The sequence below is a fragment of the Pseudomonas sp. USTB-Z genome, assembly GCF_019691255.1.
Classification (GTDB): Bacteria; Pseudomonadota; Gammaproteobacteria; order Pseudomonadales; family Pseudomonadaceae; genus Aquipseudomonas; species Aquipseudomonas alloputida.
Genome location: NZ_JAECZP010000002.1, coordinates 322,589 through 344,672, shown reverse-complemented (window position 1 = coordinate 344,672; position 22,084 = coordinate 322,589). Strand labels below are relative to the sequence as shown.

Genomic DNA, 22,084 nt, shown 5'->3' with positions numbered 1-22,084 from the left:
ATTGCGCTGACCGGCACCTGAGGCCTCATTGCTCACGCGGTGTTTTCAGGTTTGGACGGGGCCGCGTGCCACTGCTCCTTGGGCACCCATTTGGGCTGCTCGGGATCGCTCAGGTAGTGAGGCGACATGATTTGCACCCCATACTCGTTGAACACGTCCTGGATATTGGCGTGCAACAGGCTCAAAAGCTGCGCGCGTGGCCTGGGCTCTGACGGGATGGCCTGGGCCACTAATCGATACTCGGGGTAGAAGTCCGACAGTGCCGTCTGGAATACCTGGGGCATGGGCGTTTGCAGCACGCCGTCGGTGCGCCGAGCCGCTTCCAGTAACATCGCCTCGACCTGACGCCACGGGGTGTCGTAGCCAATGGTCACCACGGTGTCGACCACATAGCCTGGCCCTTGCACGATTCGTGAGTAGTTCTTGGTCACCGAGCCGGTAATCATCGAGTTGGGAAGTGTCAGCACCTCGCCAAGCCCGGTGCGAATGGTCGTGGTGAACATGCCCACTTCGGTCACCGTGCCCTCGTAATCACCCACACGTACAAATTCACCGACGCGCAGCGTGCGCGTGTAGGTGAGAATCAGTCCGGCGGCGCCTTGGCCGATGACACTGGTCGCCCCCAGTGAAACCATCAGACCGAGCAACACTGACAACCCCTTGAAGGCATCGGTACCCGAGCCGGGTAGATAGGGGTAGGCCATCACCAGGGCGAAGAGCCAGATCGCCAGCGACGTCAGGCGCATGGTCGGTTGCAAGGTTTCGGCGGTCAGCCATTTCAATGTGCCCGGGCGTGCCATGCGCCTTAGCACACGTTTGGAGAAAGCGCTGATGCCCCGGGCGATGAAGAAGATCGACAGTGCAACGGCCAGGCCGGGCATGGCACGCAAAATACCGCTGATCAGGTAGTTGAGCAGCGCCATCAGGTGGATATTGAGGCTTTCCCCCCAAGACCTTGTGTAGGGGAACTGAGACAGCACGAAGCCCAGCCACTGGTAGCAGAACAACAACACGACCAACCAGTACAGCAGCCAGAGAGAGCGGTCTATCAGGTAGTACAGGTTCTGCAGGTCGAACAGTTGCGTGTGGCCGACCTTGAGGCGCTCGGAGTGTTTGCCCATCAGTTTAGGCAGCAGTCCCAGGAGCTTGCGTCGACAGTAGCCTGCGGCCTTTACCAGCATGAAAAAGACCAAGGTTGCTGCAGCGCTGTAGCCTATCGCGGTGAGCAAGAACCGCAGGCTACGCGCCTGGCGGGTTTCCTCGACAACAAGGCGCAGGTTCTCGGCGGCCTGCTCGGCGGCTTCGCCTGTGGTAATGGTATCGGCCGCAGCATCCAGTGGCGTCACGATGAATGCACGGCGCCCGCCCAGCAGCACCAGGTAGCTGTGCAGGATAGGGTCGACGCGAACCTCCAGATCGTTTGTTTCCTGAAGCGTATCCTCGATGACCTTCTTGGCGCGCTGGGCACGCACCGTGGGTGTTTCGCCCAGCAGCGTCGCACGAAAGACCAGCACCGTGCGGTTGATGACGGTCAGCGGCGCGGGTTCGGCAATCACACCCTCTATCTCTGGCCCAGGCTGAGGGGTGTCCGCATGGAGCAGGGGCGAGAACAGCACGTGGATCAGTAGCATTAGCCCAGCAGCCCGCCCGAACCTGCGCTTGTTGCCCATTTAACAGCCCCTGTGCCGGCGTGTGGATTGCTACCAGCATAGTCGGCTTCAGCCAGCATTCAGTGGCTTAGTTCGCGGGCACGAGGATCACGAAGTTCTTCTTCATGTCTTCCACTACGGTCCATTTGCCCTTGGCGCCCGGTTCGATAATGAACGTGTCGCCAGCGGCCAGTGTGACCGGGGCGCAACCCTCAAGCTCAATGACGCAGCATCCACTCAGGACGTGGCAGAACTCCCACACTTTGTAGTCAATGCGCCACGCCCCGGTGCTGGCTTCCCATTCTCCGGAAATGCGACCTTGCTGTTCATCGTGATAGTACTTGGACGTCAGCGTGTGAGGGGTACCTTCCAGGACTTCTTCAAAAAACGGAAGGTCGCGCAGCGGTTGGATATCCAGTTCGCGGAACACGGTCAGTTTCTGGTTCATGGCTGTTTCTCGAGCACGTTGTGAGTAGGGCGATACATTAAATAGGCTTCACCGGTGACGCCCAGCATCGGGTGCGGAACGATCTGGCAGGTTTTAACAATTTGAAAACCATGACGTTCGTAGAAGCGGCGTGCACCATGGTTTTCTGCGTAATCGATCAGGCACAACCCATCAAGGCCCGCGTCGTCAGCGCGCTGCTGGGCGTGGCGAAGAAACTGGGCGCCCAGCCCCTGGCTCCGCCAGGCCTCATCCAGCGCCAGGCTGGATATGTACAAGGTATCGGGTATTTCCATGTCGGAATAAGGCGCGAGGACGGGGTCGGTCTCGACTGGCCTGTCAGGCGTTGCGCGCAAGGCATAGCTATGCATCATGCCGATGACGCGCCCTTCGAAAGTGGCCATCAGGCAGTTCTTGTATGAAAAGTCGCCCTGTTCTCTGGCATAGCGAGACGCACCGACACTCAGCAAGGCTTCTCCAGGTGCGGCGAGCTTGCTCCATATGTAATCGGCCATGCCCTCCGATGTCAGTTGAAAGAAGCGCGCAATATCATGCGCGTCCGAGACTCGAGCGGGTCTGAAGTCGATAGGCATGCACAGTGCTCCTATGGTGCCGGGGGTCAGTATTCAAGGGCTACGCCTTTGGCAGGGAGGCAGGGTAGACGGTTATAGCGGTTCCCATGATGCTCTGCGCGAACACCATCAGCATGGCCTGCGACACGCCTCATGGCCCGACCGATTTCAGGAGCAGGGACGCTCCGCCGGCGCCACCTGCACCGGGGTTATGCGCCAGTGCCCGGGCGGTTGGCAAGCAACTCGGCGACCAAGGCGCTGGTATCGACGATATCCAGTTGCGCCAGGCATCGCACGGGCAGGCGAAAGGGGGCGATGCTGTCGGCCACCAGTACCCGTTCGAACGCGCCGCTGTCGAACAGCTCGCCACCGGTGGTGAACAGGCCGTGGGTGGCCGCAGCCAGTAGGCGGCTGGCTCCGGCCTGCCGGCAGGCCTGGGCAGCGCGCAGCAGCGTCTGCCCCGTACTGATCAGGTCGTCGAACACGATAACGGTGCTGCCTGCCACGTTACCGACCAGGTGTTCGCCGCTCAGGCCAGCCTGTTGGCGGTGTTTTTCCATCATGGCCACCGAGACCGGGCGCGCCAGCAGGTGCGCCAGGACCTGGCGAAACTGCTCCGCACGTTTGACGCCACCCATATCTGGCGACACCACCGTGACCGCCTGCTCACCGAGGAGCGGGGCCAGGCGTTGGGCGAACAGTGGGGTGCATTGCAGGTTCCAGCTCGGGATTCGGTAGGCGTTGTCGAAGGCGCTGGGGTTGTGCACGTCCAGCGCCACAATGCGGTCCACGCCGCAACTTTCCATCAGCCGAGCCACATGGCGGGTGATGATAGCGTCCTGAAACTCCACCTTGCGGTCCTTGCGACCGTAACAGAGGTAAGGCGTGACTGCCGTCACCTGGCGGGCAGCAGCGTCCTTGAGCGCGCCACAGAAGAACAACAACCGGCATAGCTTGTCATGCGCGCTGTGGTGCGCGTCACCATACAGCGAGTGGAAGACGATGACCGATCGACCGTCCACCGATTCGCCAGGCCAGCACTTGTGCTCTCCGTCCTCGTAGTCGCGCTCTTCATGTGCAGACAGTGTCCTGCCCAGGCGTTGCGCCACGGCATTCCCATAGGCCTGGCTGCCTTGCAAGGCGAACAGTAACGGCGGTGTGTCATTCATGCCCTGCGCTCCAGAGGTCGTTCACAGCAACATGAGCTGCATGGCACTGTGCGGTTTGATGAATATCTAGTCGAGCATAGCCAGCGGGCGATCGTTCAACCGTGAATCGCCAGAATACTGGAGTGAACCTTGTACAGGGTTTGCTCGGTAGTACTGCCGACGACCTTGCTCATCCCCTCGTGGTAGAGCGTGCCCATCACCACCACATCGAAGCCTTGCTGGTTCGCGTATTCGCTGACCACGTTACGGGCAGCGCCCCGCACCAGGTGCAGGTGATCTGGCTTGATGCCATAACGGCCGCCGAACGTCGCCATGCGCTCGCGCGCACGACCGGACATTTCCTCGACCAGTTTGTCGGTCCAGGCCACGGGTGCGGCGGCATAGGCGACGAAGCTGGCGCTGGGTTCGTAGGCCTGCAGCAAATGCAGCTGCGCCTTGCAGCGTTGTGCCAGTGCCTGTGCCGATTGCAGGATGTGGTCGTTGAGCTTGTCGATCACCGGGTCGTGCTCGACCAGGTCCACGGCGACCAGTATGCGCGCTGGCAGCTGCGTTTCAGCCTGGGCTACCAGGTGCAGCGGGATCGGGCAGCGGCGTAGCAATTGCCAGTCCAATGGCGTGAGCAGGGCACGGCTCAAGGCGGTTTCGTGCTGGATGTCCTTGATCACCATCCCGACCCGGTGCAGTTGGGCCAGCCGGATCAAGTCCTTGAGCGGGTCTTGGTCGTCCAGTGTCTCGGCGTAGGCGGTAATGCCCAGCTCGCCCAGCGCCTTCACCTGCTCAGCGAGCCAAGCCTTGCGATGCTCGGCGTCCTGCTTGCGGGCGTTTTTGCGTAGCACCTGGTCCAGGGTTGCCAGGCGCGAGGGCAATTGACTGAGCGCCACCAGGTGCAAGGTAGCACCTGTCGCACTGCTCAGCGCTTGAGCACGCGTCAGGGCAGGCGAAGGGTGCAGGTCTGGATGGCAGATCAGCAGCAGTCTTGAGTAAGTATTCATGATGGCCTCCACCGCGGTGGCAGCCTCGATGAAGGCCCACCGGTTCAGGCCAAGCGTGACGCAGTGGGGCTCGATGACCTTGATATTTATCAAGATTGGCTGAATGCGGTGTGCTCATGACCGGGTCGCAGAGCTCGGCATGTTTCTCGCTGCGCATCAACACTGTTCGCTGTTGTACAGCTAATCAGCAGTGATGTCGTCCTGCAGGCATTAAAGCTGCTTCGAGTAATCTCTATGTCATTGTAAATAAAGAAAATATTTATTGGCATGGAATGTGTTGATAGAGCATTGAGAGGCGCCGAAACAGGGTGCCGAGCCTATCGATCAGGAGCTCCCATGCCACGTGAAATTCGTTTGAACGCCTTCGAGATGAACTGTGTCGGCCATCAGTCGCCCGGACTCTGGAGGCACCCCAAGGATCGCGCCTGGCAATACAAGGATCTGGAGTACTGGACGGATCTGGCCAAGTTGCTTGAGCGCGGTAAGTTTGACGGCATCTTCATCGCCGACGTGATCGGCATCTACGACGTGCTGGGCGGCAATGGCGATGCGGCCATCCGCCAGGCGACCCAGGTTCCGGTCAATGATCCGCTGGCGCTGATCACCCCAATGGCGCTGGTTACCGAACACCTCGGTTTTGGCCTCACCGCCTCGCTGACGTTCGAGCACCCGTATCCTTTCGCCCGGCGCCTGTCGACCCTGGATCACCTGACCAAGGGGCGCATCGGCTGGAACATCGTTACCTCGTACCTCGACAGCGGCGCGCGCAACCTCGGGCAGAAGGCGCTGAGCGACCACGATGCGCGCTACGACTACGCCGACGAATACCTTGAAGTGCTCTACAAGCTGTTCGAGGGGAGCTGGGAAGAGGGCGCTGTGCTGCGTGATCGCGAGCGCGGCATTTTCAGCGATCCCAGCAAGGTTCATGAGATCCGCCACCAGGGCAAGCACTTCCAGGTGCCCGGCATCCACCTCTGCGAGCCTTCGCCGCAGCGCACGCCGGTGCTCTATCAGGCGGGGGCGTCGAGCCGTGGCAAGGACTTCGCAGCCGGACACGCCGAGTGCGTGTTCGTCGCCGCACCGTCCAAGGTGATCCTGAAGAAAATCGTGGCCGACATCCGCCGTCGCGCTGCCGAGGCCGGGCGTGATCCACGCAAGGTGCTGATTTTCAACCTGCAGACAGTGATCGTCGACGAGACCGACGCCAAGGCTCAGGCCAAGTGGCAGGAGCTCACGTCATATACCAGCTACGAAGGTGCGCTGGCGCTGATCTCGGGATGGACGGGTATCGACTTCGGCCAGTACCGGCCCGACCAGGTGCTCAAGCATATCCATACCAATGCCATTCAGTCGGCAGTGGAAACCTTTTCCACCGCCGACCCCAATAAGCAATGGACGGTGCAGGAACTGGCCGATTGGGTTGGTATTGGCGGCTTCGGCCCGCTGATCGTCGGCAGTGCGCAGACCGTCGCCGACGAGCTGCAGGCCTGGGTCGAGGAAACAGACGTGGACGGCTTCAACCTGGCTTACGTCCTGGCCCACGAAACCTTCCGCGATGTGGTCGAGCTGTTGGTGCCCGAGTTGCAGAAACGCGGTGTGTACAAGACCGAATATCGTTCCGGAACCCTGCGCGAGAAGCTGTTCGGGGATGGCCCGCGACTGCCCGCCAACCATCCTGGCGCCGGCTATCGCGACCTCAGCCAGCAGCGCGAAAACGTCGGTGTCAACCTGGCCGAGCCGGCCTGAATCGGCAGAGGAGTCATCGCATGAGCATTCATGAACGCTATCTGCCGTTGCCCGACGTAGTGGCCGACAGCGCCCTGACGGCGCTGCAGCGTTGGGCCAGAGAACGGCCGACACAAATCGCCCTGCGTCATCGCCGTCTTGGTGTGTGGAAGGCCTGGCGCTGGATCGATGTGCAGCACGAGGTCGAGCGGGTTGCCAACGGCTTGCGCCAGCAGGGGTTCGGCCCCGGGCAGCGCCTGGCATTGAGTGGCGCCTTCGAGCCGAGCCTGCTGATTCTGGCGTTGGCTGCCCACCCGCTTGGCGGCCAGAGTCTGGTGATTGGCCGCGGCAGCCGTGGCGATGAGCTGCAACGGCAACTGCGCCAGGCGCGTCCGACGTTCGCCTTCGTCCAACGCCGTGAAGACGTGTCGCACTGGTTGGGCAGCGGCCTTGCCGAGCTGTGGCCACTGCGTTTGTTTTCCGCCCAGGCCAATGTCGTGAGCAACGGCTTGTGGCAGGTGCAGCCGCTGTCGACGTTGTTTGTCGGCGAGGCGCCGGTGGCGCAGCGTCAGGGTTGGGCGCAGGGCGCCGAAGATGACGTGCTGTGGGTCGATGAGGGCACCGAATGGCGTGAGGGACTGGGGCATTTGCTGAGCCGTTGGTTGCACCATGGCGAAAGTCTAGCCTTCCCGGAAACGAGCGAGTCTGCTGGTCGCGACCGTCGCGAAATCGCCCCGACCGGGTTGTTGTTGTCCGCTGCGGGGGTCGAGGCGCTGGCGGGCGAAATCGATGCCCGCCTGGCGCCACCAGACAGTTGGCGACGGCGTCTGTGTGACTGGACGCTGGAGAATCCACACCAGGGCTTGCGTCGCTGGCTGAAGCAGCGGGTGCGGCGTCTGCTCGGCTTCCATCGCTTGCGCCGGATCGAGGTGCCAAGTGCGTCTGCCAGCGTGGCGCTACAAGGCCCGGCACGCTTGTCATGGCTGCACGAATATCTGGAGCGCGCGGCATGAGTGCATTGCTGGAGGTGCGCAACGTGTCGCTGTCGTTCAAGGGCGTGAAGGCGATTTCCGACTTGTCCTTCAGCGTCAGGCGCGGCGAGATCTGCGCCCTGATCGGGCCGAATGGCGCCGGCAAGAGCTCGCTGCTGAACATCCTCAATGGCGTCTACCGGGCCGATGCCGGCCAGCTGTTCTTCGCCACCGAGCCGTTGCGCCGGCCGCACCCGCTGCAGGCGGCGCGGCTGGGGATCGGCCGTACCTTCCAGAACAATGCGCTGTTCAAGAAGATGAGTGTGCTGGACAACCTGCTTACCGGTCTGTCGCGTTTCCAGCGCAGTTTCTTTCTCGAACAGGCACTGGGCCTGCCACGTGCCCGGCGCGAGGCCCGGGCTTTCGCCGAGCGCGCCGAGCAGGTGCTGGAGTTCCTCGAGCTGCAGCCCTGGCGCGACGTTGCCGTGGGCAGCCTGGCCTATGGCCTGCAGAAACGCGTGGAGCTGGGGCGTGCGCTGATCGCGCAGCCGACCCTGCTGCTGCTCGACGAGCCGATGGCGGGGATGAACGCCGAAGAGAAACAGGACATGAGCCGCTTCATCGCCGATATCAACCGTGATCTCGGCACCACGGTGATTCTCATCGAACACGACATTCAGGTGGTCATGGGGCTGTCCAGCCACGTGGTGGTACTGGACTACGGGCGCAAGGTCGGCGATGGCACACCGGCCGAAGTGCAGGCCAATCCCGATGTGATCGCCGCCTACCTGGGAGCGCCATACGGATGAACTTCTTCCTGGAAACCTTGATCGGCGGCTTGCTCGCCGGCACCCTGTATTCGCTGGTGGCCATCGGCTTCGTGCTGATCTACAAGGCCAGCGGCGTGTTCAACTTCGCCCAGGGCGCGATGCTGCTGTTTGCTGCGCTGACCTTCGTCAGCCTGCACGAGCAGGGCCTGCCGTTCGCCCTGGCGTTGGCCCTGACCGTACTGGTGATGATCGTCGGCGCGCTGCTGATCGAGCGCCTGGTGCTGCGGCCCCTGGTCAATCGCTCGCAGATCACCCTGTTCATGGCCACCCTTGGCCTGTCGTTCATCATCGAGGGCCTGGCCCAGGGCTTGATGGGCGCCCAGGTACGCGCGCTGGATCTGGGCATCGAGGACGTCCCGCTGTTCGTCGGCGAACTGATGATCAGCCAGTTCGACCTGGTTGCCTCCGGCGTTTCCGCCTTGTTGGTGGCGGTGCTGGCGCTGCTGTTCAACAAGACCCGCATCGGTGTGGCCTTGCGTGCGGTGGCCGACGATACCCGCGCGGCGCTGTCGCTGGGCATCAACCTCAACCGCATCTGGCAGATCGTCTGGGCCGTGGCCGGAATGGTCGGGCTGGTGGCCGGGCTGCTCTGGGGGGCGCGTCAGGGCGTGCAGTTCTCGCTCTCGCTGGTCGTGCTCAAGGCGCTGCCGGTGCTGATCATCGGCGGCTTCACCTCGATTGGCGGAGCCATCGTCGGCGGGCTGATCGTCGGTGCCGCCGAGAACCTCGCCGAAGCCTACATAGGCCCGCTGATCGGCGGAGGCATCACGCCCTGGTTCGCTTATTTCCTTGCCCTGATCTTCCTATACATCCGTCCGGCCGGCCTGTTCGGCGACCGGACCACCGAACGGGTATGACGCAATGACCGCTACCGTTTCACGCTTGGGCGCCGGCTTCGACGAGGCGCCGCTGACCCTGGTGCGCCGTCGCTGGCCAGTGGGCCTGCCGTTGTTGCTGCTGGTGGCCTTCGTCGGCTTGCCCTGGCTGGGCAACGACTACTGGCTCAACGCGATCCTGATTCCCTTCCTGGTGCTGTCGCTGGCCGGGCTGGGGCTGAACTTGCTCACCGGCTACACCGGGCAGACCTCGGTCGGTGCCGCCGGCTTCATGGCGGTGGGCGCCTTCGCCACCTACGGCCTGCTGCTGCGTGTGCCTGGGCTCCCGTTGCCGCTGGCGCTGATCGGCGGCGGGCTGATTGCCGGCCTGGTCGGCTTGCTGTTCGGCATACCCAGTTCGCGGATCAAGGGTTTCTACCTGATGGTCACCACGCTGGCTGCGCAGTTCTTCCTCGAATGGGTGTTCGCCAAGTTTCCCTGGTTCTACAACCATGCCTCGTCCGGCACCATCAGCGCACCGCGCCTGGAGTTGTTCGGTCACAGCCTGGCCTCGCCGGTAGGTCGCTACCTGCTGACCCTGAGCTGCGTGGTGCTGCTGACCTGGGTCGCGGTCAACCTGGTGCGTAGCCAGGTCGGGCGCAACTGGATGGCGATCCGCGACATGGACACCGCCGCCTCGGTGATCGGCATTCCGGTGGAGCGCTACAAACGCCTGGCCTTCGCCGTCAGCTCTTTCTACCTGGGCATCGCCGGGGCGCTCTGGGCCTTCGCCTACCTGGGCACGTCCAGTGCCGGCAGCTTCGATATCAACCGCTCGTTCCAGATCCTCTTCATCATCATCATCGGTGGCATGGGCAGCATCGCCGGCAATTTCATCGGCGCGGCTTTCATCAGCCTCACACCGATTCTGCTCAGCCATGCCGGGCAGTGGCTGTTCGGCGGCAACGTCGATGCCGGGCAATTGCAGAACCTGCAGAAGATCCTCTTCGGCAGCCTGATCATCTGGTTCCTGATCAAGGAGCCGGAAGGCCTGGTACGCCTGCTCGGCGACCTGCGCGAACGCATCAGGGTCTGGCCGCTGCGATTCTGAGCACGACCGCCTCTTTCCATGAACCTTGACCCGACCGCGGGAAAGGAGGTTTTCACCCCAGCACAAGAAGTTCACACCATGCGCAAACCCTTGCATCGTCACCTGCTCGTCAGCCTCTTTGTGCTCGGCGCCCAGGCCCTGTCTCCGGTCGTCACCCAGGCCGCCGACAACCAGCAGTTCATTCCCATGGCCACCTACCGGGTCGGCGCCTATGCCTCCAGCGGGATTCCCTGGTGGGCCGGAGAGATCGACTACTTCCGTTACATCAACGAGGTGGAAGGCGGCATCAACGGCGTCAAGCTGGTCTGGCAGGAGTGCGAGACCGAGTGGAACGTCGACCGTATCGTCGAGTGCTACGAGCGCTACAAAGATGGCAAGGATGGCGCGCCGACGGCGTTCTTCTTCACCCACAGCACTCCGGGCTCCTATGCGCTGATGGAGAAGGGCGCGGCCGACCGCATCCCGCTGATCGATGGTGCCGGCGGGCGCACCGAGTCTACCGACGGCAGCGTGTTCCCCTATGCCTTTCCACTGCTGCTGAACTACTACGGGCAGGCCTCGGTGGGCATCAACTACATCGCCGAGCGCGAGGGCGGCTTCGACAAGCTCAAGGGCAAGAAGATCGTCACCGTCTACCACGACTCGGCGTATGGCCGGGAAACCCAAGCGCCGATGAAGCTGCTGGCGGAAACATACGGCTTCGAGAACATCCAGATCCCGGTGGCCGATCCGGGCAATGAGCAGTCGGCGCAGTGGCGCCAGGTGCGGCAGATCAAGCCAGATTGGGTGTTCCTGCGTACCTGGGGCGTGTCCACTCCGGTTGGCATAAAGACGGCCGCACGCTTCGGCATCCCGGTCGAGCGCATCATCGGCGACGTCTGGGCCGGCTCCGAGGCCGACGTGCTCCCTGCAGGCACGGCGGCCAAGGGCTACCAGGCCCTGGCGCCGTTCCCCGGTGGCGACGGTTTCGAGATTCACCAGCGCCTGCGCCAGCACATCCTCGATGCCGGCAAGAGCGACCTGAAGGATAAGCGCTACTTCGGCAAGGTGTACTACAACATCGGCCTGATCAATGCCGCGATTGCCGTCGAGGCGCTGCGCACCGCCCAGGGCAAGTTTGGCAACCGCCCGCTCAATGGTGAGGAAGCGCGCTGGGGCTTCGAGCACCTGAATATCGACGCCGCGCGCCTCAAGGCCAGTGGCTTCGAAGGGCTGCTGCCACCGCTGCAGCTGTCCTGCTCTGATCACGAGGGCGGTGGTGCGGCCCGCGTTCAGCAGTGGGACGGTGAGAAATGGGTGCTGGTGACCGACTGGATCCAGGCCGACCGCACCACCTTGCGTCCGCTGATCGAGGCCAAGTCCGCCGCCTATGCCCAGGAGAAGGGCATCACCCCGCGTAATTGCGCCAACGAGCAATAAACCCCCATGTCCTGCGCCCGGCCACCGTCGCGTGGGTCGGGCGCCTGAGGAGAAAGACCATGCATGCAACGCTGAAACGCAGTGTCGCCGCCTTTGGCCTGGCGCTCGCGAGCTACGCCGCGATGCCGTCGGCGGCCCAGGCGGCCAATGAACAATTCTTCCCGCTAGCCACCTACCGAGTCGGTGCCTATGCCTCCAGCGGCATTCCGGTGTGGGCCGGGATGATCGACTACCTGCGCTACATCAACGACGTCGAAGGCGGCATCAATGGCGTCAAGCTGGTCTGGCAGGAGTGTGAGACCGAGTGGACGGCGGAGAAGGGCATCGAGTGCTACGAGCGCTTCAAGAACGGCCTCAATGGCGCTCCGGTAGCGGTCTACCAGCCCAATGGTGCGCCGGCTGCCTATGCCCTGGCGGACAAGGCCGAGGCCGACCGGATCCCGCTGATCACCCTCGGCTATGGTCGAACCGAGGCCACCGATGGCCGCGTCTTTCCCTACAACTTCCCGGTGATGCTGACCTTCTACAGCGAGGCTTCTGCATTCATCAACTACGTGGCCGAGCGCGAGGGTGGGCTGGACAAGCTCAAGGGCAAGAAGATCGCCACCGTCTACCACGACTCCGCCTATGGCCGGGAAACCCAGGGGCCGCTGAAGCTGCTGGCGGAGAAGTACGGCTTCGAGAACATCCAGATTCCCGTCGCCGACCCGGGTAACGAGCAGGCCTCGCAGTGGCGCCAGGTGCGCCAGCTCAAGCCGGACTGGGTATTCCTGCGCACCTGGGGCGTGTCCACCCCGGTGGCGATCAAGACTGCGGCGCGCTTCGGCTTTCCGGTCGATCGCATCGTTGGCGACATCTGGGCCAGCTCCAATGAAGACGTGCTGCCGGCCGGCGAGGCGGGCAAGGGATATCTGGCCCTGACGCCCTATCCGGGCGGTGCCGACTTCGACATCCACCAGCGCATCAAGGCACACATCCTCGACAAGGGCAAGAGCGACCTCAAGGATCCGAAGAGCTTCGGCAGCGTCTACTACAACTCCGGCCTGGTGAATGCCGCCATCGCCGTCGAGGCGATCCGCGCCGCGCAGAAGCACTTCGGAGCGCGGCCGCTCAATGGCGAGGAAGGTCGCTGGGGCTTGGAACACCTCGATCTCGACGATGCGCGGCTCAAGGCGATCGGTTTCCTGGGGCTGATGCAGCCGCTGAAGCTGTCGTGCAGCGACCACGAGGGGGGCGGTGCCGTCAAGGTGCAGCAGTGGGATGGCCAGCAGTGGAAGCTGATCACCGATTGGGTGCAGGCCGATCATGTCACCCTGCGCCCCCTGATTGACGCCAAGGCTGCCGAGTACGCGAAAGAGAAAGGCGTGACCCCCCGTGCGTGTGACGCGCCGTGAGCGCTCGCTTTTCACCTGTGGCAGGAGCTTTAGCCGCGACCGGCACGGGCAACGCATTTCAAGGCTTTGGGGCGGCAGGCGCCGCCCGCTGAACGACGACCAGAGGGCAACAATCCATGACCAGTGCGACTCTTCCAGCCGCCGTCAGCAGTGAGCTGCTGGCAGTGGAGGACATCGAAGTGATCTACGACGGCGCAATCCTCGCCGTGGCCGGTGTATCCCTGCGGGTCGGGCAGGGCGATATCGTCGCCTTGCTAGGCGCCAACGGTGCTGGCAAGAGCACCACACTCAAGGCTATTTCCGGCCTGGTGCAGGCCGACCGGGCGCAGGTCAGCCGTGGCCATATCCGCTTCCAGGGGCAGGACACCGCCGGTGTCGCGGCCAACCTGCTGGCACGCCAGGGTATCGTCCATGTGCTGGAAGGACGGCATGTGTTCGCCCACCTGACCATCGAGGAAAACCTGCGCAGTGGCGGCTTCCTGCGTAACCCGACGCGGCGCCAACTGGAGCAGGATCTGGAGCGCATCTATGCCTGGTTCCCGCGCTTGAAGACCAAGCGCAAGACTCAGGCTGGGCTGACTTCCGGCGGTGAGCAGCAGATGCTCGCCATCGGCCGCGCGCTGATGACCAAACCGCGCCTGGTGCTGCTCGACGAACCCTCGATGGGCTTGGCGCCGATCCTCGTCGAGGAGATCTTCGCCATCGTCGCCCAGCTCAATGCGCAGGAGGGCGTGAGCTTTCTGGTGGCCGAGCAGAACATCAACGTTGCCCTGCGCCATGCTAGCCATGCCTACATCCTGGAGAACGGCCGGGTGGTGGGTGAGGGCAGTGCTGCCGAGCTGGCCGCGCGGGAAGATATTCAGCATTTCTACCTGGGCGGCAAGGCTGACTGAGCGGTGGCGAGGGCTGTGGAACGCTGTGGTCATACCGCCTTTTACTGAGTAGGTGATGTTCCATTCAACGCGGCCCAGGCCGCGTTTTTTTGTCCTGACGAAAGCGCTGTGGCGCCGGCAACAGCAGTTGTGCAGATTGCTCCGCAGACGGTGCATCATATTGTTGAGTAGATTGTTCAAGTGATTGAATAACAATGATTTTTTCTGTTGGCATGGTTGTTGGAATAACTGGATTTACAGCGCCTGGAAAGGCGCCTACCTCGTCATTCCAAGGATCACTGCCATGCGCTCTACCGCTTGCTACAGAACAGCTCTTTCTCTGGCCATCCTGCTGGCCGGCCCCGCGTTTGCCGACAGCGATGATGAAGGCTTCATCGACGGCACGCAGATCCATGTGCTCAACCGCAACTTCTTCTTCAGCCAGGACTATCGCAACGGCGACTTCACCCTCAACCCCAACAAGGGTGAGCGGCAGAGCCTGCATCGTGAATGGGGCCACGGCATCATCGCCAATCTGCAATCCGGTTTCACCCGTGGCACTGTCGGCTTCGGCGTGGATGTGCAGGGGCTGGTCGGGCTCAAGCTCGATGGCGGCAATGGGGCAGTCGGCAATGGTGTCGGCGTGCCCGGCATCGTGTCGCGCTCGGGGAGCAACTTCGATGGCGAGCCCAAGGACAGCTACGGCAAGGTTGGTGCCGCGCTCAAGGTGCGCGCCTTCGACACCGAACTGCGCTATGGCGACGTGAGCCCGACCAGCCCGGTGCTGCACGCCAGCGACATTCGCCTGCTGCCGCAGACACTGCGCGGCTTCATCTTCAACAACAACTCGCTGGATGGCCTGAGCCTGCAGGGCGGCAAGCTGGAGTCGAGCAGTGACCGCAACGCCAGCAACCACCGTGGTGATCTCGGCACCGTCTATGCCGGGCGTATCAAGGGCGCCAACGATGTGGTGTACCTGGGTGGCGATTACCAGTTCAACGACCAGCTCACCTTGCGCCTGCACAGCAGCCGCCTCGACGACGTATGGAACCAGTCGTTCTTCAGCGTCGACCATGTGCAGCCGCTGGGTAGCGAGCTGAGCCTGAAGACCGGCCTCAATTATTACCGCACCCGTGACAGCGGCCAGGCGCTGGCCGGCCAGATCGACAACGACTCATGGAGCGTGCATGCCGGTCTGGCTGCCGGCGCTCATGGCTTCAAGCTGTCCTACACACGCATCGATGGCGACACGCCGTTCGACTACGTGTGGAACACCTATGACCTGCAACTGGATGCCGCCTCGCAGGTTTCCGACTTCAACAACCCCAATGAGCGAGCCTGGGAAGCCCGTTACGACTATGACTTCGCCACGCTTGGCGTGCCTGGGCTGAGCCTAACGGCCCGCTACGTGCGCGGTACCGACATCGACGGAACTCGCGCGGGTGGCGCTTACAGCTACTTCAATGGTACCGAGGACGGCCGCCACTGGGAGCGCAACCTGTGGCTGAAGTACGTGCTGCAGAGTGGGCCGGCCAAGGACCTCTCGTTCAACTTGATGCAGGCCACCCACCGCGTCGGTGGCGATCACGTCGCCGAGTCCAACGTCGACGAACTGCGCCTGATCGTCCAGTACCCGCTGGATATCAGCCTCTGAGAACCTGCTCACGATCTCGCGAGATAACGCCATGCAACACCGATGGCGGCCCCGCAAAAACAGGCGAGTCGCGGTCGGAGTCGCGCTCGACTTCACCCGCTGTAAATGAGCAGTCCGACCACGCTGGCGCTCCAGCTTTTTTTTAACGCAGGAGGGCCGACGCGCAGCAGGTCGTGAACAGGTGCTGAGGCAAGTGTCCGCCCGGCAACAGCCAATCCACAGTTTGCCGCCACAGGTGCTTTTCCAATTATCTGGATTGCGCATCAAGTCATTGAATATGAAAGATTTTCCAGGTTGGTACGGGCTGTGCAGTAGCCCTGGAGAATCCATCACGCTTGGAGCAACACATGACTCAGTCACAACCCGCCGATCTGCGCGAGCAGGTCAGCTCGACGCCTCGGCGCCCGGCACAGATCATCCGTAGCGACGCCGAAGCCATCGAGGTGGCGCAGCGCTTGGCCGAGGATTTTGCCCGTGAGGCAGCCTGGCGTGATCGCGAGCGGCGCCTGCCCTGGGAGGAACTGGATCGCTTCTCCGAAAGCGGTCTGTGGGCAATCAGCGTGCCCAAGGCGCACGGCGGCGCCGGGGTATCTTATGTCACCCTCAGCGAGGTGATCGCGACTATCTCCGCCGCCGACTCATCGCTCGGCCAGTTGCCGCAGAACCACTTTGGTGTGCTCAGCAACCTCGGCCTGACCGGCAGCGAGGCGCAGAAGCGCCGCTACTACGCCAAGGTGCTGCAAGGCTACCGTTTCGGTAACGCCTTTTCCGAAGCGCGCAGCCAGTACGTCACCACCTTCCAGACGCAGATCCGCTTCGACGGCGACAGCGCCGTGCTCGATGGCGAGAAGGCCTACTGCACGGGGGCGCTGTTCGCCCACATCGTCCCGGTCGCGGGTGTCGACGAGGAGGGCCGCCCGCACATCGCCTTCGTGCCACGCGATGCAGCTGGCCTGACGGTGATCGACAGTTGGGATGGCTTCGGCCAGCGCATCACAGCCAGCGGCCAGGTGCGTATCGAAGGCGTGCGAGTGCCAGCGAGCGAGGTGATACCGGCCTGGAAGGCCTACGACCAGCCAACCGCTGATGGCCCGATCTCGCAGATTATCCAGGCCGCCGTGGACACCGGCATCGCCCGTGGCGCCTTTGCCGAAACCCTGCGCGTGGCGCGTCAGGCACGCCCGTGGGTCGACAGCGGCTTGCAGCACGGCTGGCAGGATCCACTTGGCCAGGCGCTAATCGGCGAGCTGGCCTGGCGCCTGCAGGCGGCCGAGGCGATCTTGCAGCGCGCTGCCGAGGCGGTCGATCGCGCCGTCGCCGAGCCTGGCGAAGAGCACGTTGCTGAAGCCTCAGTGGTGGTCGGCCAGGCCAAGGTGCTGTCTACCGAGATTTCCCTTGAGGCGTCCAGTCGCCTGCTGGAGCTGGGCGGCACGCGCAGCGTCTCGGCCAGCCAGGGGCTGGACCGCTTCTGGCGCAATGCGCGCACCCACACGCTGCATGACCCGGTGCGCTGGAAGTACCACCTGGTCGGCAATCAACTGCTCAACGGCGTCAAGCCGCAACGTCATTCCTGGAACTGAGGTCACGCCATGTCCAACACCCATTCCCAAGGCCGGGGTGACCTGGCCCACGCCCGTCATGTCGAGGCAGCTCTGCTTGACTACCTGCGCGGGCAGAGTGCTCGCCATGAAGCGCTGGTCATCGCTGCAGTCGGCGAGTTGCGCATCCGTATCGACGCCGCCGACGCGTTGCTGGCACGCGCCGACGCCTCGCAGTCGGCCGCCATCGCTTTTCGTTTGGGCGCCGCCGAGGCCGCGCGCCTGGCCGCGCAGACGCATTTCGAACTGGTGGGCAGTAGTCTGCCGCGTCCGCAGCCGGGCAGCGCCGAACCGGCACTGCCCACTCAACGGCGACTGCTCGGCGACCACTACCTCAACGGCGCCGCCTTGGCAGATCAGCAAAGGGTGCAAGCATGAGTCGAATCCTGACGTTGCTCACCGCCCTGGTGCTGGCATTGGCGGGCGGCCTGACACAAGCCGAGGAGGAGGGCGAGGCCGTGCCGTCGCTGGCCGGCAAGCGCATTGCCGTGAGCATGACTGGCACCAGTCATTACTTCGACATCAAGGCGTTCCAGGCGCAGGTCAATGAGATCAAGCGCCTGGGCGGCACGCCGATCACCCTCGACGCCGGGCGCAACGACCGCAATCTGGTCACACAACTGAACACGGTGGTCACGCAAAAGCCCGATGCGGTGATTCAGACCCTCGGCACCCTGAGCGTGATCGACCCCTGGCTCAAGCGCATCCAGGCCGCAGGCATCCCGCTGTTCACCATTGATGTGCCATCGCAGTACAGCCTCAACAACACCACCTCGGACAACGTCGCGGCCGGCCGCGCGTTGGCCGAACAGCTGGTGCGCGACACCGGCGGCAAGGGCCGCATCCTGGTGTTCAACGGCTTCTACGGGGTGCCGGTCTGTGCGATCCGCTACGACGAGTTGAAGAAGGTACTGGCCGATCATCCGCAATTGCAGATCGTCCAGCCGGAGCTGCGTGACGTGATTCCCAACACCGTGCAGGACGCCCGCAGCCAGATCGCCGCGCTCCTGAACAAGTACCCCAAGGGCGATATCGCCGCCATCTGGTCGGCCTGGGACATCCCTCAGCTCGGCGCCAGCCAGGCGCTGATCGACGCCGGGCGCAGTGAGATCCGCACCTATGGTGTGGACGGCACGCCGGAGGTACTGGAGCTGATCGCCCATGACAACTCGCCCATCGGCGCGGTGGTTGCGCAGCAGCCCGACCTGATCGGCCGCACCGCCGTGCGCAACGTTGCCCGCTATCTGGCCGGCCAGCGTGATCTGCCGAAGGAAACCCATGTCGCCGCGCTATTGACGACCCGCGACAACCTGGCTCAGGTCAAGCACCTGCGAGGTGACCAATGAGTGACAACGACTGCTCCGGCATTTCCCGGCGCTGCCTGCTCGGCGCGTCTTCGGCGATGCTCGCTCTCGGGCTCGCCGCACCATTGACCCGCACCATGGCGGCTGGAGCCGACAGCGGTGCCGAGGCCAGTGCCACAGTGCCTTCGCTGAAGGGCAAGCGCATCGCCATCAGCACCGTGGGCACCAGCATCTACTTCGACAGCCGGGCCTTCAAGGCGCAGGTCGAGGAGGTACAGCGCCTGGGCGGCACGCCGATCACCCTGGATGCCGGGCGCAACGACAAGGCCATGGTGACCCAGTTGCAGAATCTGGTGACGCAGAAGCCCGATGCAGTGATTCACACCCTCGGCACGCTGAGCATCATCGAGCCCTGGTTCAAGCGCATCAGCGCCGCCGGCATCCCGCTGTTCACCATCGAGGTGCCGTCGCAGTACGCGGTCAATACGATTTCCGCAGACAACTGGAGCACGGGTTTGCTGCTGGCCAAGCAGTTGGTGGCCGATCTGCGCGGCAAGGGCAGGGTGCTGCTGTTCAATGGCTTCTATGGCGTGCCGAGCTGCGGCATTCGCTATGACCAGTTGAAGCTGGTGAGCAAGTTCTACCCGCAGATCGAGTTCATCCAGCCGGAGTTGCGCGACGTGATTCCCAACACCGTGCAGGATGCCCGCAGTCAGGTTGCCGCCTTGCTCAACAAGTACCCCAAGGGTGAGCTCGACGCGATCTGGGCGGCCTGGGATCTGCCGCAGCTCGGTGCCAGCCAGGCGCTGATCGAAGCCGGGCGCAATGAAGTGCGCACCTATGGCGTCGACGGTACGCCCGAGGTGCTGGAACTGCTGCGCCAGCCCGGCAGCCCGGTGGCTGCAGTGGTGGCGCAGCAGCCTGCGTTGATTGGCCGGACGGCGGTGCATAACGTCGCCCGCTACCTGGCCGGCGAGCACGATCTGCCGCCCGAAACCTTCGTCGAGACCCTGCTGACCACGGCGGGCAACGTCGATGACGTCAAACGCATCCGAGGCGACGCATGAGTACGCCGGTGCTGGAGTTGCGTGGCATCGTCAAGACCTTCGGTGCCACCCGGGCGCTCGACGGCGCCAGCCTGCGGGTGGCGGCGGGCAGCGTGCACGGTTTGGTGGGCGAGAACGGCGCCGGCAAGTCTACGCTGATCAAGGTGCTGGCCGGCATCCACCGCCCGGACGCCGGCAGCCTGCTGCTCGACGGCCAGCCGCACGGGCATTTCAGCCCGCGCCAGGTGGAGCGCCTGGGCATTGGCTTCATCCACCAGGAACGCTTGTTGCCGGCCCGTTTCACCGTGGGTGAAGCCTTGTTCTTCGGCCATGAACGGCGACTCGGGCCCTTGCTCGATCGCCGCTCTCAGCAGCGCGAGGCCGCGCGTCTGCTGGACGACTACTTCGGCCTGCGACTGCCGGCGAATGCGCTGATCGGTGAACTGAGCAGCGCCGAGCAACAGATGGTGCAGATCGTCCGCGCGCTGCTGATCAAACCGCGTGTGCTGGTGTTCGACGAACCCAGCGTGGCCCTGGTGCAGCGTGAGGTGGAGCGTTTGCTGCGGATCGTCCAGCGCCTGCGTGACGATGGCCTGGCGATCGTCTACATCTCCCATTACCTGCAGGAAATCGAGGCCCTGTGCGACCGCGTGACGGTACTGCGCAACGGTCGCGATGTCGCTGAAGTCTCCCCGCGCAACACGTCGCTGGAGCAGATCACCCGCCTGATGGTCAACCGCGAAGTCGGCGAGCTGTACCCCAAGGTAGCGGTGCCTGCCGGTGCGCTGTTGCTCGACGTGCGCGGGCTGGGGCGGGCACGGGCCTACCAGGGCATCGACCTGCAGGTGCGCCGTGGCGAGATCGTCGGCCTCACCGGGCTGGTGGGCTCGGGCGCCAAGGAGTTGCTACGCAGCCTGTTCGGCCTGGCGCCACCGGACAGCGGCGAGGTGCGCCTGGACGGGCGACCGTTGTCCTTGCGCAGCCCGCGCGAGGCTGTCGCCCAGGGCGTCGCGCTGATGCCCGAGGAGCGCCGTCGGCAAGGCGTGGCGCTCGACCTGAGCGTGCAGGAGAACACCACCCTGGCGGCACTGTCGCGCTTCGTCCGCCTGGGGCTGCTGTCGCCGGCGCGCGAGCGGCATACCACCCTGGAGCTGATCGAGCGCCTGAGGATCAAGGCCCCTGGCGCGCATGCCAAGGTGCGTCAGCTCAGCGGCGGCAATCAGCAGAAGGTGGCGCTGGCCAAGTGGTTCGCGCGGTGTTCCAGCCTGTACCTGCTGGACGAGCCCAGCGTTGGCATCGATGTTGGCGCCAAGGTGGAGATCTATCGGCTGATCGGTGAACTGGTGAAGGAGGGCGCCGGGGTGTTGATCCTCTCGTCCGACCTGCCGGAGTTGATCGGCCTCTGCGACCGCATTCATGTCATGCACCGCGGCGCCATCGCCGCACGTTTCGCCGCTGGCGAGGCGAACAGTGACCGCCTGCTGGCGGTGGCTACCGGCGCGCAACGCGCGCAGAACGAGGAACGACCTTTCTATGCCTATGCCATTGCTATCTGATGCCTTCCACCCGCGATTCGCGCAGTGGCTGCTGCGCCGTGGCGCGCTGCTGGCCTTCGCCGCGATCCTGTTGGCCTTCGCCCTCAGTGCGCCGAACTTCCTCACCCCGAGCAACCTGGTCAATGTGCTGGCCCAGTCGGCGATCCTCGGCAGCCTTGCCTTCGGCCTGACCACGGTGATCATCGGCGGCGGCTCGAACGTGGTGTCCGGTGGGCTTGATCTGTCGCTGGCGGCCAACCTCGGGTTGTCCGCTGCGGTCTATGCCAGCCTGAACAACGCCGGTTTCGGCGATGTTGTCAGCATCGCCGCGACGCTTGGCACTGGCCTGGCCATCGGTACGCTGAATGCGCTGGTGGTGGTCGGTTTCCGTTTGCCGCCACTGCTGGCAACCCTGGCCACGATGAACCTGGTGGCCGGGCTGGAACTGGTGCTGACCGAAAACACCGTGCTGCCCAGCACTTCGCCGTTGCTGGAAGGGCTGGCCTTCGGTAGTTGGCTCGGCGTGCCAGCCCTGGCCTGGGTGCTGCTGGCGGTCGGTGGCGTGCTGATCGTGTTGATGCAGTACACGCCATTCGGCCTGCGTCTGTACGCCATCGGCGAATACCCGGAGGCGGCTAATGCCGCTGGCCTGTCGGTGCGTGGCTACGTGTTCGCCAGCTACCTGATCAGCGGTCTGTGCGGCAGCCTGGCCGCGTTTTGTTCAGCGGCCTGGTTCAGCGGCAGCACCACCGGCTCCGGCGAGATGCTGCTGTCGGTGGTGGCCATCGCTTTTCTTGGGGTGATCTTCTCCCAGCGTCTGCAGCCGAGCATCGGCGGCACGCTGCTGGCAACGATGCTGGTCGGGGTGCTGATCAACGGCTTCCAGCTTCTGAATATTTCCAGCTTCTGGGTCGACGGCGTGCAGGGTGTCCTGATCCTGCTGGTGGTGGCCCTGTCCGGTTTGCGTAACAAGGAGGCCTGAG

Annotated in this window: 20 protein-coding genes; 15 read left to right on the top strand and 5 right to left on the bottom strand. The window is 63.7% G+C overall.

Going from position 1 to position 22,084, the window contains the following annotated elements; genetic code table 11:
- Positions 1–32: 32 nt before the first annotated feature.
- The 5 genes from I8746_RS03550 to I8746_RS03530 form a co-directional block, all read right to left on the bottom strand.
- Entirely contained in the window at positions 33–1,670 is a 1,638-nt protein-coding gene (locus I8746_RS03550; RefSeq protein ID WP_012052716.1) for a mechanosensitive ion channel family protein, read from the bottom strand.
- Positions 1,671–1,737: 67 nt separating this feature from the next.
- The gene (locus I8746_RS03545) at positions 1,738–2,097 is read right to left on the bottom strand and encodes a cupin domain-containing protein (protein ID WP_003253997.1); all 360 of its coding nucleotides are present in this window, start codon (positions 2,095–2,097) and stop codon (positions 1,738–1,740) included.
- Positions 2,094–2,687 (bottom strand): GNAT family N-acetyltransferase, encoded by a 594-nt coding sequence (locus I8746_RS03540; protein WP_012052715.1) that lies wholly within the window; start codon positions 2,685–2,687, stop codon positions 2,094–2,096. The genes I8746_RS03545 and I8746_RS03540 overlap by 4 nt, the downstream gene beginning before the upstream one ends.
- Positions 2,688–2,875: 188 nt before the next feature.
- On the bottom strand, positions 2,876–3,835 hold the full coding sequence (locus tag I8746_RS03535) for a ribose-phosphate pyrophosphokinase (protein ID WP_088512283.1): 960 nt from the start codon (positions 3,833–3,835) through the stop codon (positions 2,876–2,878).
- Positions 3,836–3,930: 95 nt separating this feature from the next.
- The gene (locus I8746_RS03530) at positions 3,931–4,920 is read right to left on the bottom strand and encodes a universal stress protein (RefSeq protein WP_088512282.1); all 990 of its coding nucleotides are present in this window, start codon (positions 4,918–4,920) and stop codon (positions 3,931–3,933) included.
- A gap of 243 nt (positions 4,921–5,163) precedes the next feature.
- On the opposite strand from I8746_RS03530, the gene I8746_RS03525 reads away from it, so the two are divergent.
- The 15 genes from I8746_RS03525 (at position 5,164) to I8746_RS03455 (ending at position 22,083) form a co-directional block, all read left to right on the top strand.
- Positions 5,164–6,573 carry an LLM class flavin-dependent oxidoreductase gene (locus I8746_RS03525; RefSeq protein ID WP_192907466.1) on the top strand — a complete coding sequence of 470 codons (1,410 nt, stop codon included), beginning with the start codon at positions 5,164–5,166 and terminating at the stop codon, positions 6,571–6,573.
- A 20-nt stretch (positions 6,574–6,593) separates the two neighbouring features.
- Positions 6,594–7,565 (top strand): AMP-binding protein, encoded by a 972-nt coding sequence (locus tag I8746_RS03520; protein WP_012052711.1) that lies wholly within the window; start codon positions 6,594–6,596, stop codon positions 7,563–7,565.
- The gene (locus I8746_RS03515) at positions 7,562–8,332 is read left to right on the top strand and encodes an ABC transporter ATP-binding protein (protein WP_012052710.1); all 771 of its coding nucleotides are present in this window, start codon (positions 7,562–7,564) and stop codon (positions 8,330–8,332) included. Before I8746_RS03520 ends, I8746_RS03515 begins: the two co-directional genes overlap by 4 nt.
- Complete coding sequence (locus tag I8746_RS03510) at positions 8,329–9,210, top strand: branched-chain amino acid ABC transporter permease (protein ID WP_012052709.1); 882 nt, start codon at positions 8,329–8,331, stop codon at positions 9,208–9,210. The genes I8746_RS03515 and I8746_RS03510 overlap by 4 nt, the downstream gene beginning before the upstream one ends.
- Before the next feature lie 4 nt (positions 9,211–9,214).
- Positions 9,215–10,279: a branched-chain amino acid ABC transporter permease gene (locus I8746_RS03505; protein WP_003253989.1), complete on the top strand. Its 1,065-nt coding sequence runs from the start codon at positions 9,215–9,217 to the stop codon at positions 10,277–10,279.
- Positions 10,280–10,357: 78 nt separating this feature from the next.
- Positions 10,358–11,698, top strand: coding sequence for an ABC transporter substrate-binding protein (locus I8746_RS03500; RefSeq protein ID WP_017147683.1), 1,341 nt, complete (start codon positions 10,358–10,360; stop codon positions 11,696–11,698).
- 59 nt (positions 11,699–11,757) lie between these two features.
- Positions 11,758–13,092, top strand: a complete 1,335-nt coding sequence (locus I8746_RS03495) for an ABC transporter substrate-binding protein (RefSeq protein ID WP_221100157.1) — start codon at positions 11,758–11,760, stop codon at positions 13,090–13,092.
- A 116-nt stretch (positions 13,093–13,208) separates the two neighbouring features.
- The gene (locus tag I8746_RS03490; protein ID WP_003253986.1) at positions 13,209–13,985 is read left to right on the top strand and encodes an ABC transporter ATP-binding protein; all 777 of its coding nucleotides are present in this window, start codon (positions 13,209–13,211) and stop codon (positions 13,983–13,985) included.
- Positions 13,986–14,268: 283 nt separating this feature from the next.
- Positions 14,269–15,618 carry an OprD family porin gene (locus I8746_RS03485; protein ID WP_012052706.1) on the top strand — a complete coding sequence of 450 codons (1,350 nt, stop codon included), beginning with the start codon at positions 14,269–14,271 and terminating at the stop codon, positions 15,616–15,618.
- Between the two features lie 347 nt (positions 15,619–15,965).
- Positions 15,966–17,198, top strand: a complete 1,233-nt coding sequence (locus I8746_RS03480) for an SfnB family sulfur acquisition oxidoreductase (protein WP_014756367.1) — start codon at positions 15,966–15,968, stop codon at positions 17,196–17,198.
- A 9-nt stretch (positions 17,199–17,207) separates the two neighbouring features.
- The gene (locus I8746_RS03475; RefSeq protein ID WP_003253982.1) at positions 17,208–17,594 is read left to right on the top strand and encodes a hypothetical protein; all 387 of its coding nucleotides are present in this window, start codon (positions 17,208–17,210) and stop codon (positions 17,592–17,594) included.
- Complete coding sequence (locus I8746_RS03470; protein ID WP_014756368.1) at positions 17,591–18,562, top strand: sugar ABC transporter substrate-binding protein; 972 nt, start codon at positions 17,591–17,593, stop codon at positions 18,560–18,562. Before I8746_RS03475 ends, I8746_RS03470 begins: the two co-directional genes overlap by 4 nt.
- On the top strand, positions 18,559–19,587 hold the full coding sequence (locus I8746_RS03465) for a sugar ABC transporter substrate-binding protein (protein ID WP_012052704.1): 1,029 nt from the start codon (positions 18,559–18,561) through the stop codon (positions 19,585–19,587). Before I8746_RS03470 ends, I8746_RS03465 begins: the two co-directional genes overlap by 4 nt.
- Entirely contained in the window at positions 19,584–21,122 is a 1,539-nt protein-coding gene (locus tag I8746_RS03460; protein ID WP_017147682.1) for a sugar ABC transporter ATP-binding protein, read from the top strand. Before I8746_RS03465 ends, I8746_RS03460 begins: the two co-directional genes overlap by 4 nt.
- Entirely contained in the window at positions 21,106–22,083 is a 978-nt protein-coding gene (locus I8746_RS03455; RefSeq protein ID WP_003253978.1) for an ABC transporter permease, read from the top strand. Before I8746_RS03460 ends, I8746_RS03455 begins: the two co-directional genes overlap by 17 nt.
- Position 22,084 lies beyond the last annotated feature (1 nt).

Excerpts from the sequence above, each read along its gene's own strand:
- I8746_RS03480 (WP_014756367.1), top strand. The coding sequence starts at position 15,966 with ATGACTCAGTCACAACCCGCCGATCTGCGCGAGCAGGTCAGCTCGACG.
- I8746_RS03535 (WP_088512283.1), bottom strand. The coding sequence starts at position 3,835 with ATGAATGACACACCGCCGTTACTGTTCGCCTTGCAAGGCAGCCAGGCC.
- I8746_RS03470 (WP_014756368.1), top strand. The coding sequence starts at position 17,591 with ATGAGTCGAATCCTGACGTTGCTCACCGCCCTGGTGCTGGCATTGGCG.
- I8746_RS03500 (WP_017147683.1), top strand. The coding sequence starts at position 10,358 with ATGCGCAAACCCTTGCATCGTCACCTGCTCGTCAGCCTCTTTGTGCTC.
- I8746_RS03550 (WP_012052716.1), bottom strand. The coding sequence starts at position 1,670 with ATGGGCAACAAGCGCAGGTTCGGGCGGGCTGCTGGGCTAATGCTACTG.
- I8746_RS03475 (WP_003253982.1), top strand. The coding sequence starts at position 17,208 with ATGTCCAACACCCATTCCCAAGGCCGGGGTGACCTGGCCCACGCCCGT.
- I8746_RS03490 (WP_003253986.1), top strand. The coding sequence starts at position 13,209 with ATGACCAGTGCGACTCTTCCAGCCGCCGTCAGCAGTGAGCTGCTGGCA.
- I8746_RS03505 (WP_003253989.1), top strand. The coding sequence starts at position 9,215 with ATGACCGCTACCGTTTCACGCTTGGGCGCCGGCTTCGACGAGGCGCCG.
- I8746_RS03545 (WP_003253997.1), bottom strand. The coding sequence starts at position 2,097 with ATGAACCAGAAACTGACCGTGTTCCGCGAACTGGATATCCAACCGCTG.
- I8746_RS03520 (WP_012052711.1), top strand. The coding sequence starts at position 6,594 with ATGAGCATTCATGAACGCTATCTGCCGTTGCCCGACGTAGTGGCCGAC.
- I8746_RS03465 (WP_012052704.1), top strand. The coding sequence starts at position 18,559 with ATGAGTGACAACGACTGCTCCGGCATTTCCCGGCGCTGCCTGCTCGGC.
- I8746_RS03455 (WP_003253978.1), top strand. The coding sequence starts at position 21,106 with ATGCCATTGCTATCTGATGCCTTCCACCCGCGATTCGCGCAGTGGCTG.
- I8746_RS03460 (WP_017147682.1), top strand. The coding sequence starts at position 19,584 with ATGAGTACGCCGGTGCTGGAGTTGCGTGGCATCGTCAAGACCTTCGGT.
- I8746_RS03540 (WP_012052715.1), bottom strand. The coding sequence starts at position 2,687 with ATGCCTATCGACTTCAGACCCGCTCGAGTCTCGGACGCGCATGATATT.
- I8746_RS03515 (WP_012052710.1), top strand. The coding sequence starts at position 7,562 with ATGAGTGCATTGCTGGAGGTGCGCAACGTGTCGCTGTCGTTCAAGGGC.
- I8746_RS03485 (WP_012052706.1), top strand. The coding sequence starts at position 14,269 with ATGCGCTCTACCGCTTGCTACAGAACAGCTCTTTCTCTGGCCATCCTG.
- I8746_RS03525 (WP_192907466.1), top strand. The coding sequence starts at position 5,164 with ATGCCACGTGAAATTCGTTTGAACGCCTTCGAGATGAACTGTGTCGGC.
- I8746_RS03495 (WP_221100157.1), top strand. The coding sequence starts at position 11,758 with ATGCATGCAACGCTGAAACGCAGTGTCGCCGCCTTTGGCCTGGCGCTC.
- I8746_RS03510 (WP_012052709.1), top strand. The coding sequence starts at position 8,329 with ATGAACTTCTTCCTGGAAACCTTGATCGGCGGCTTGCTCGCCGGCACC.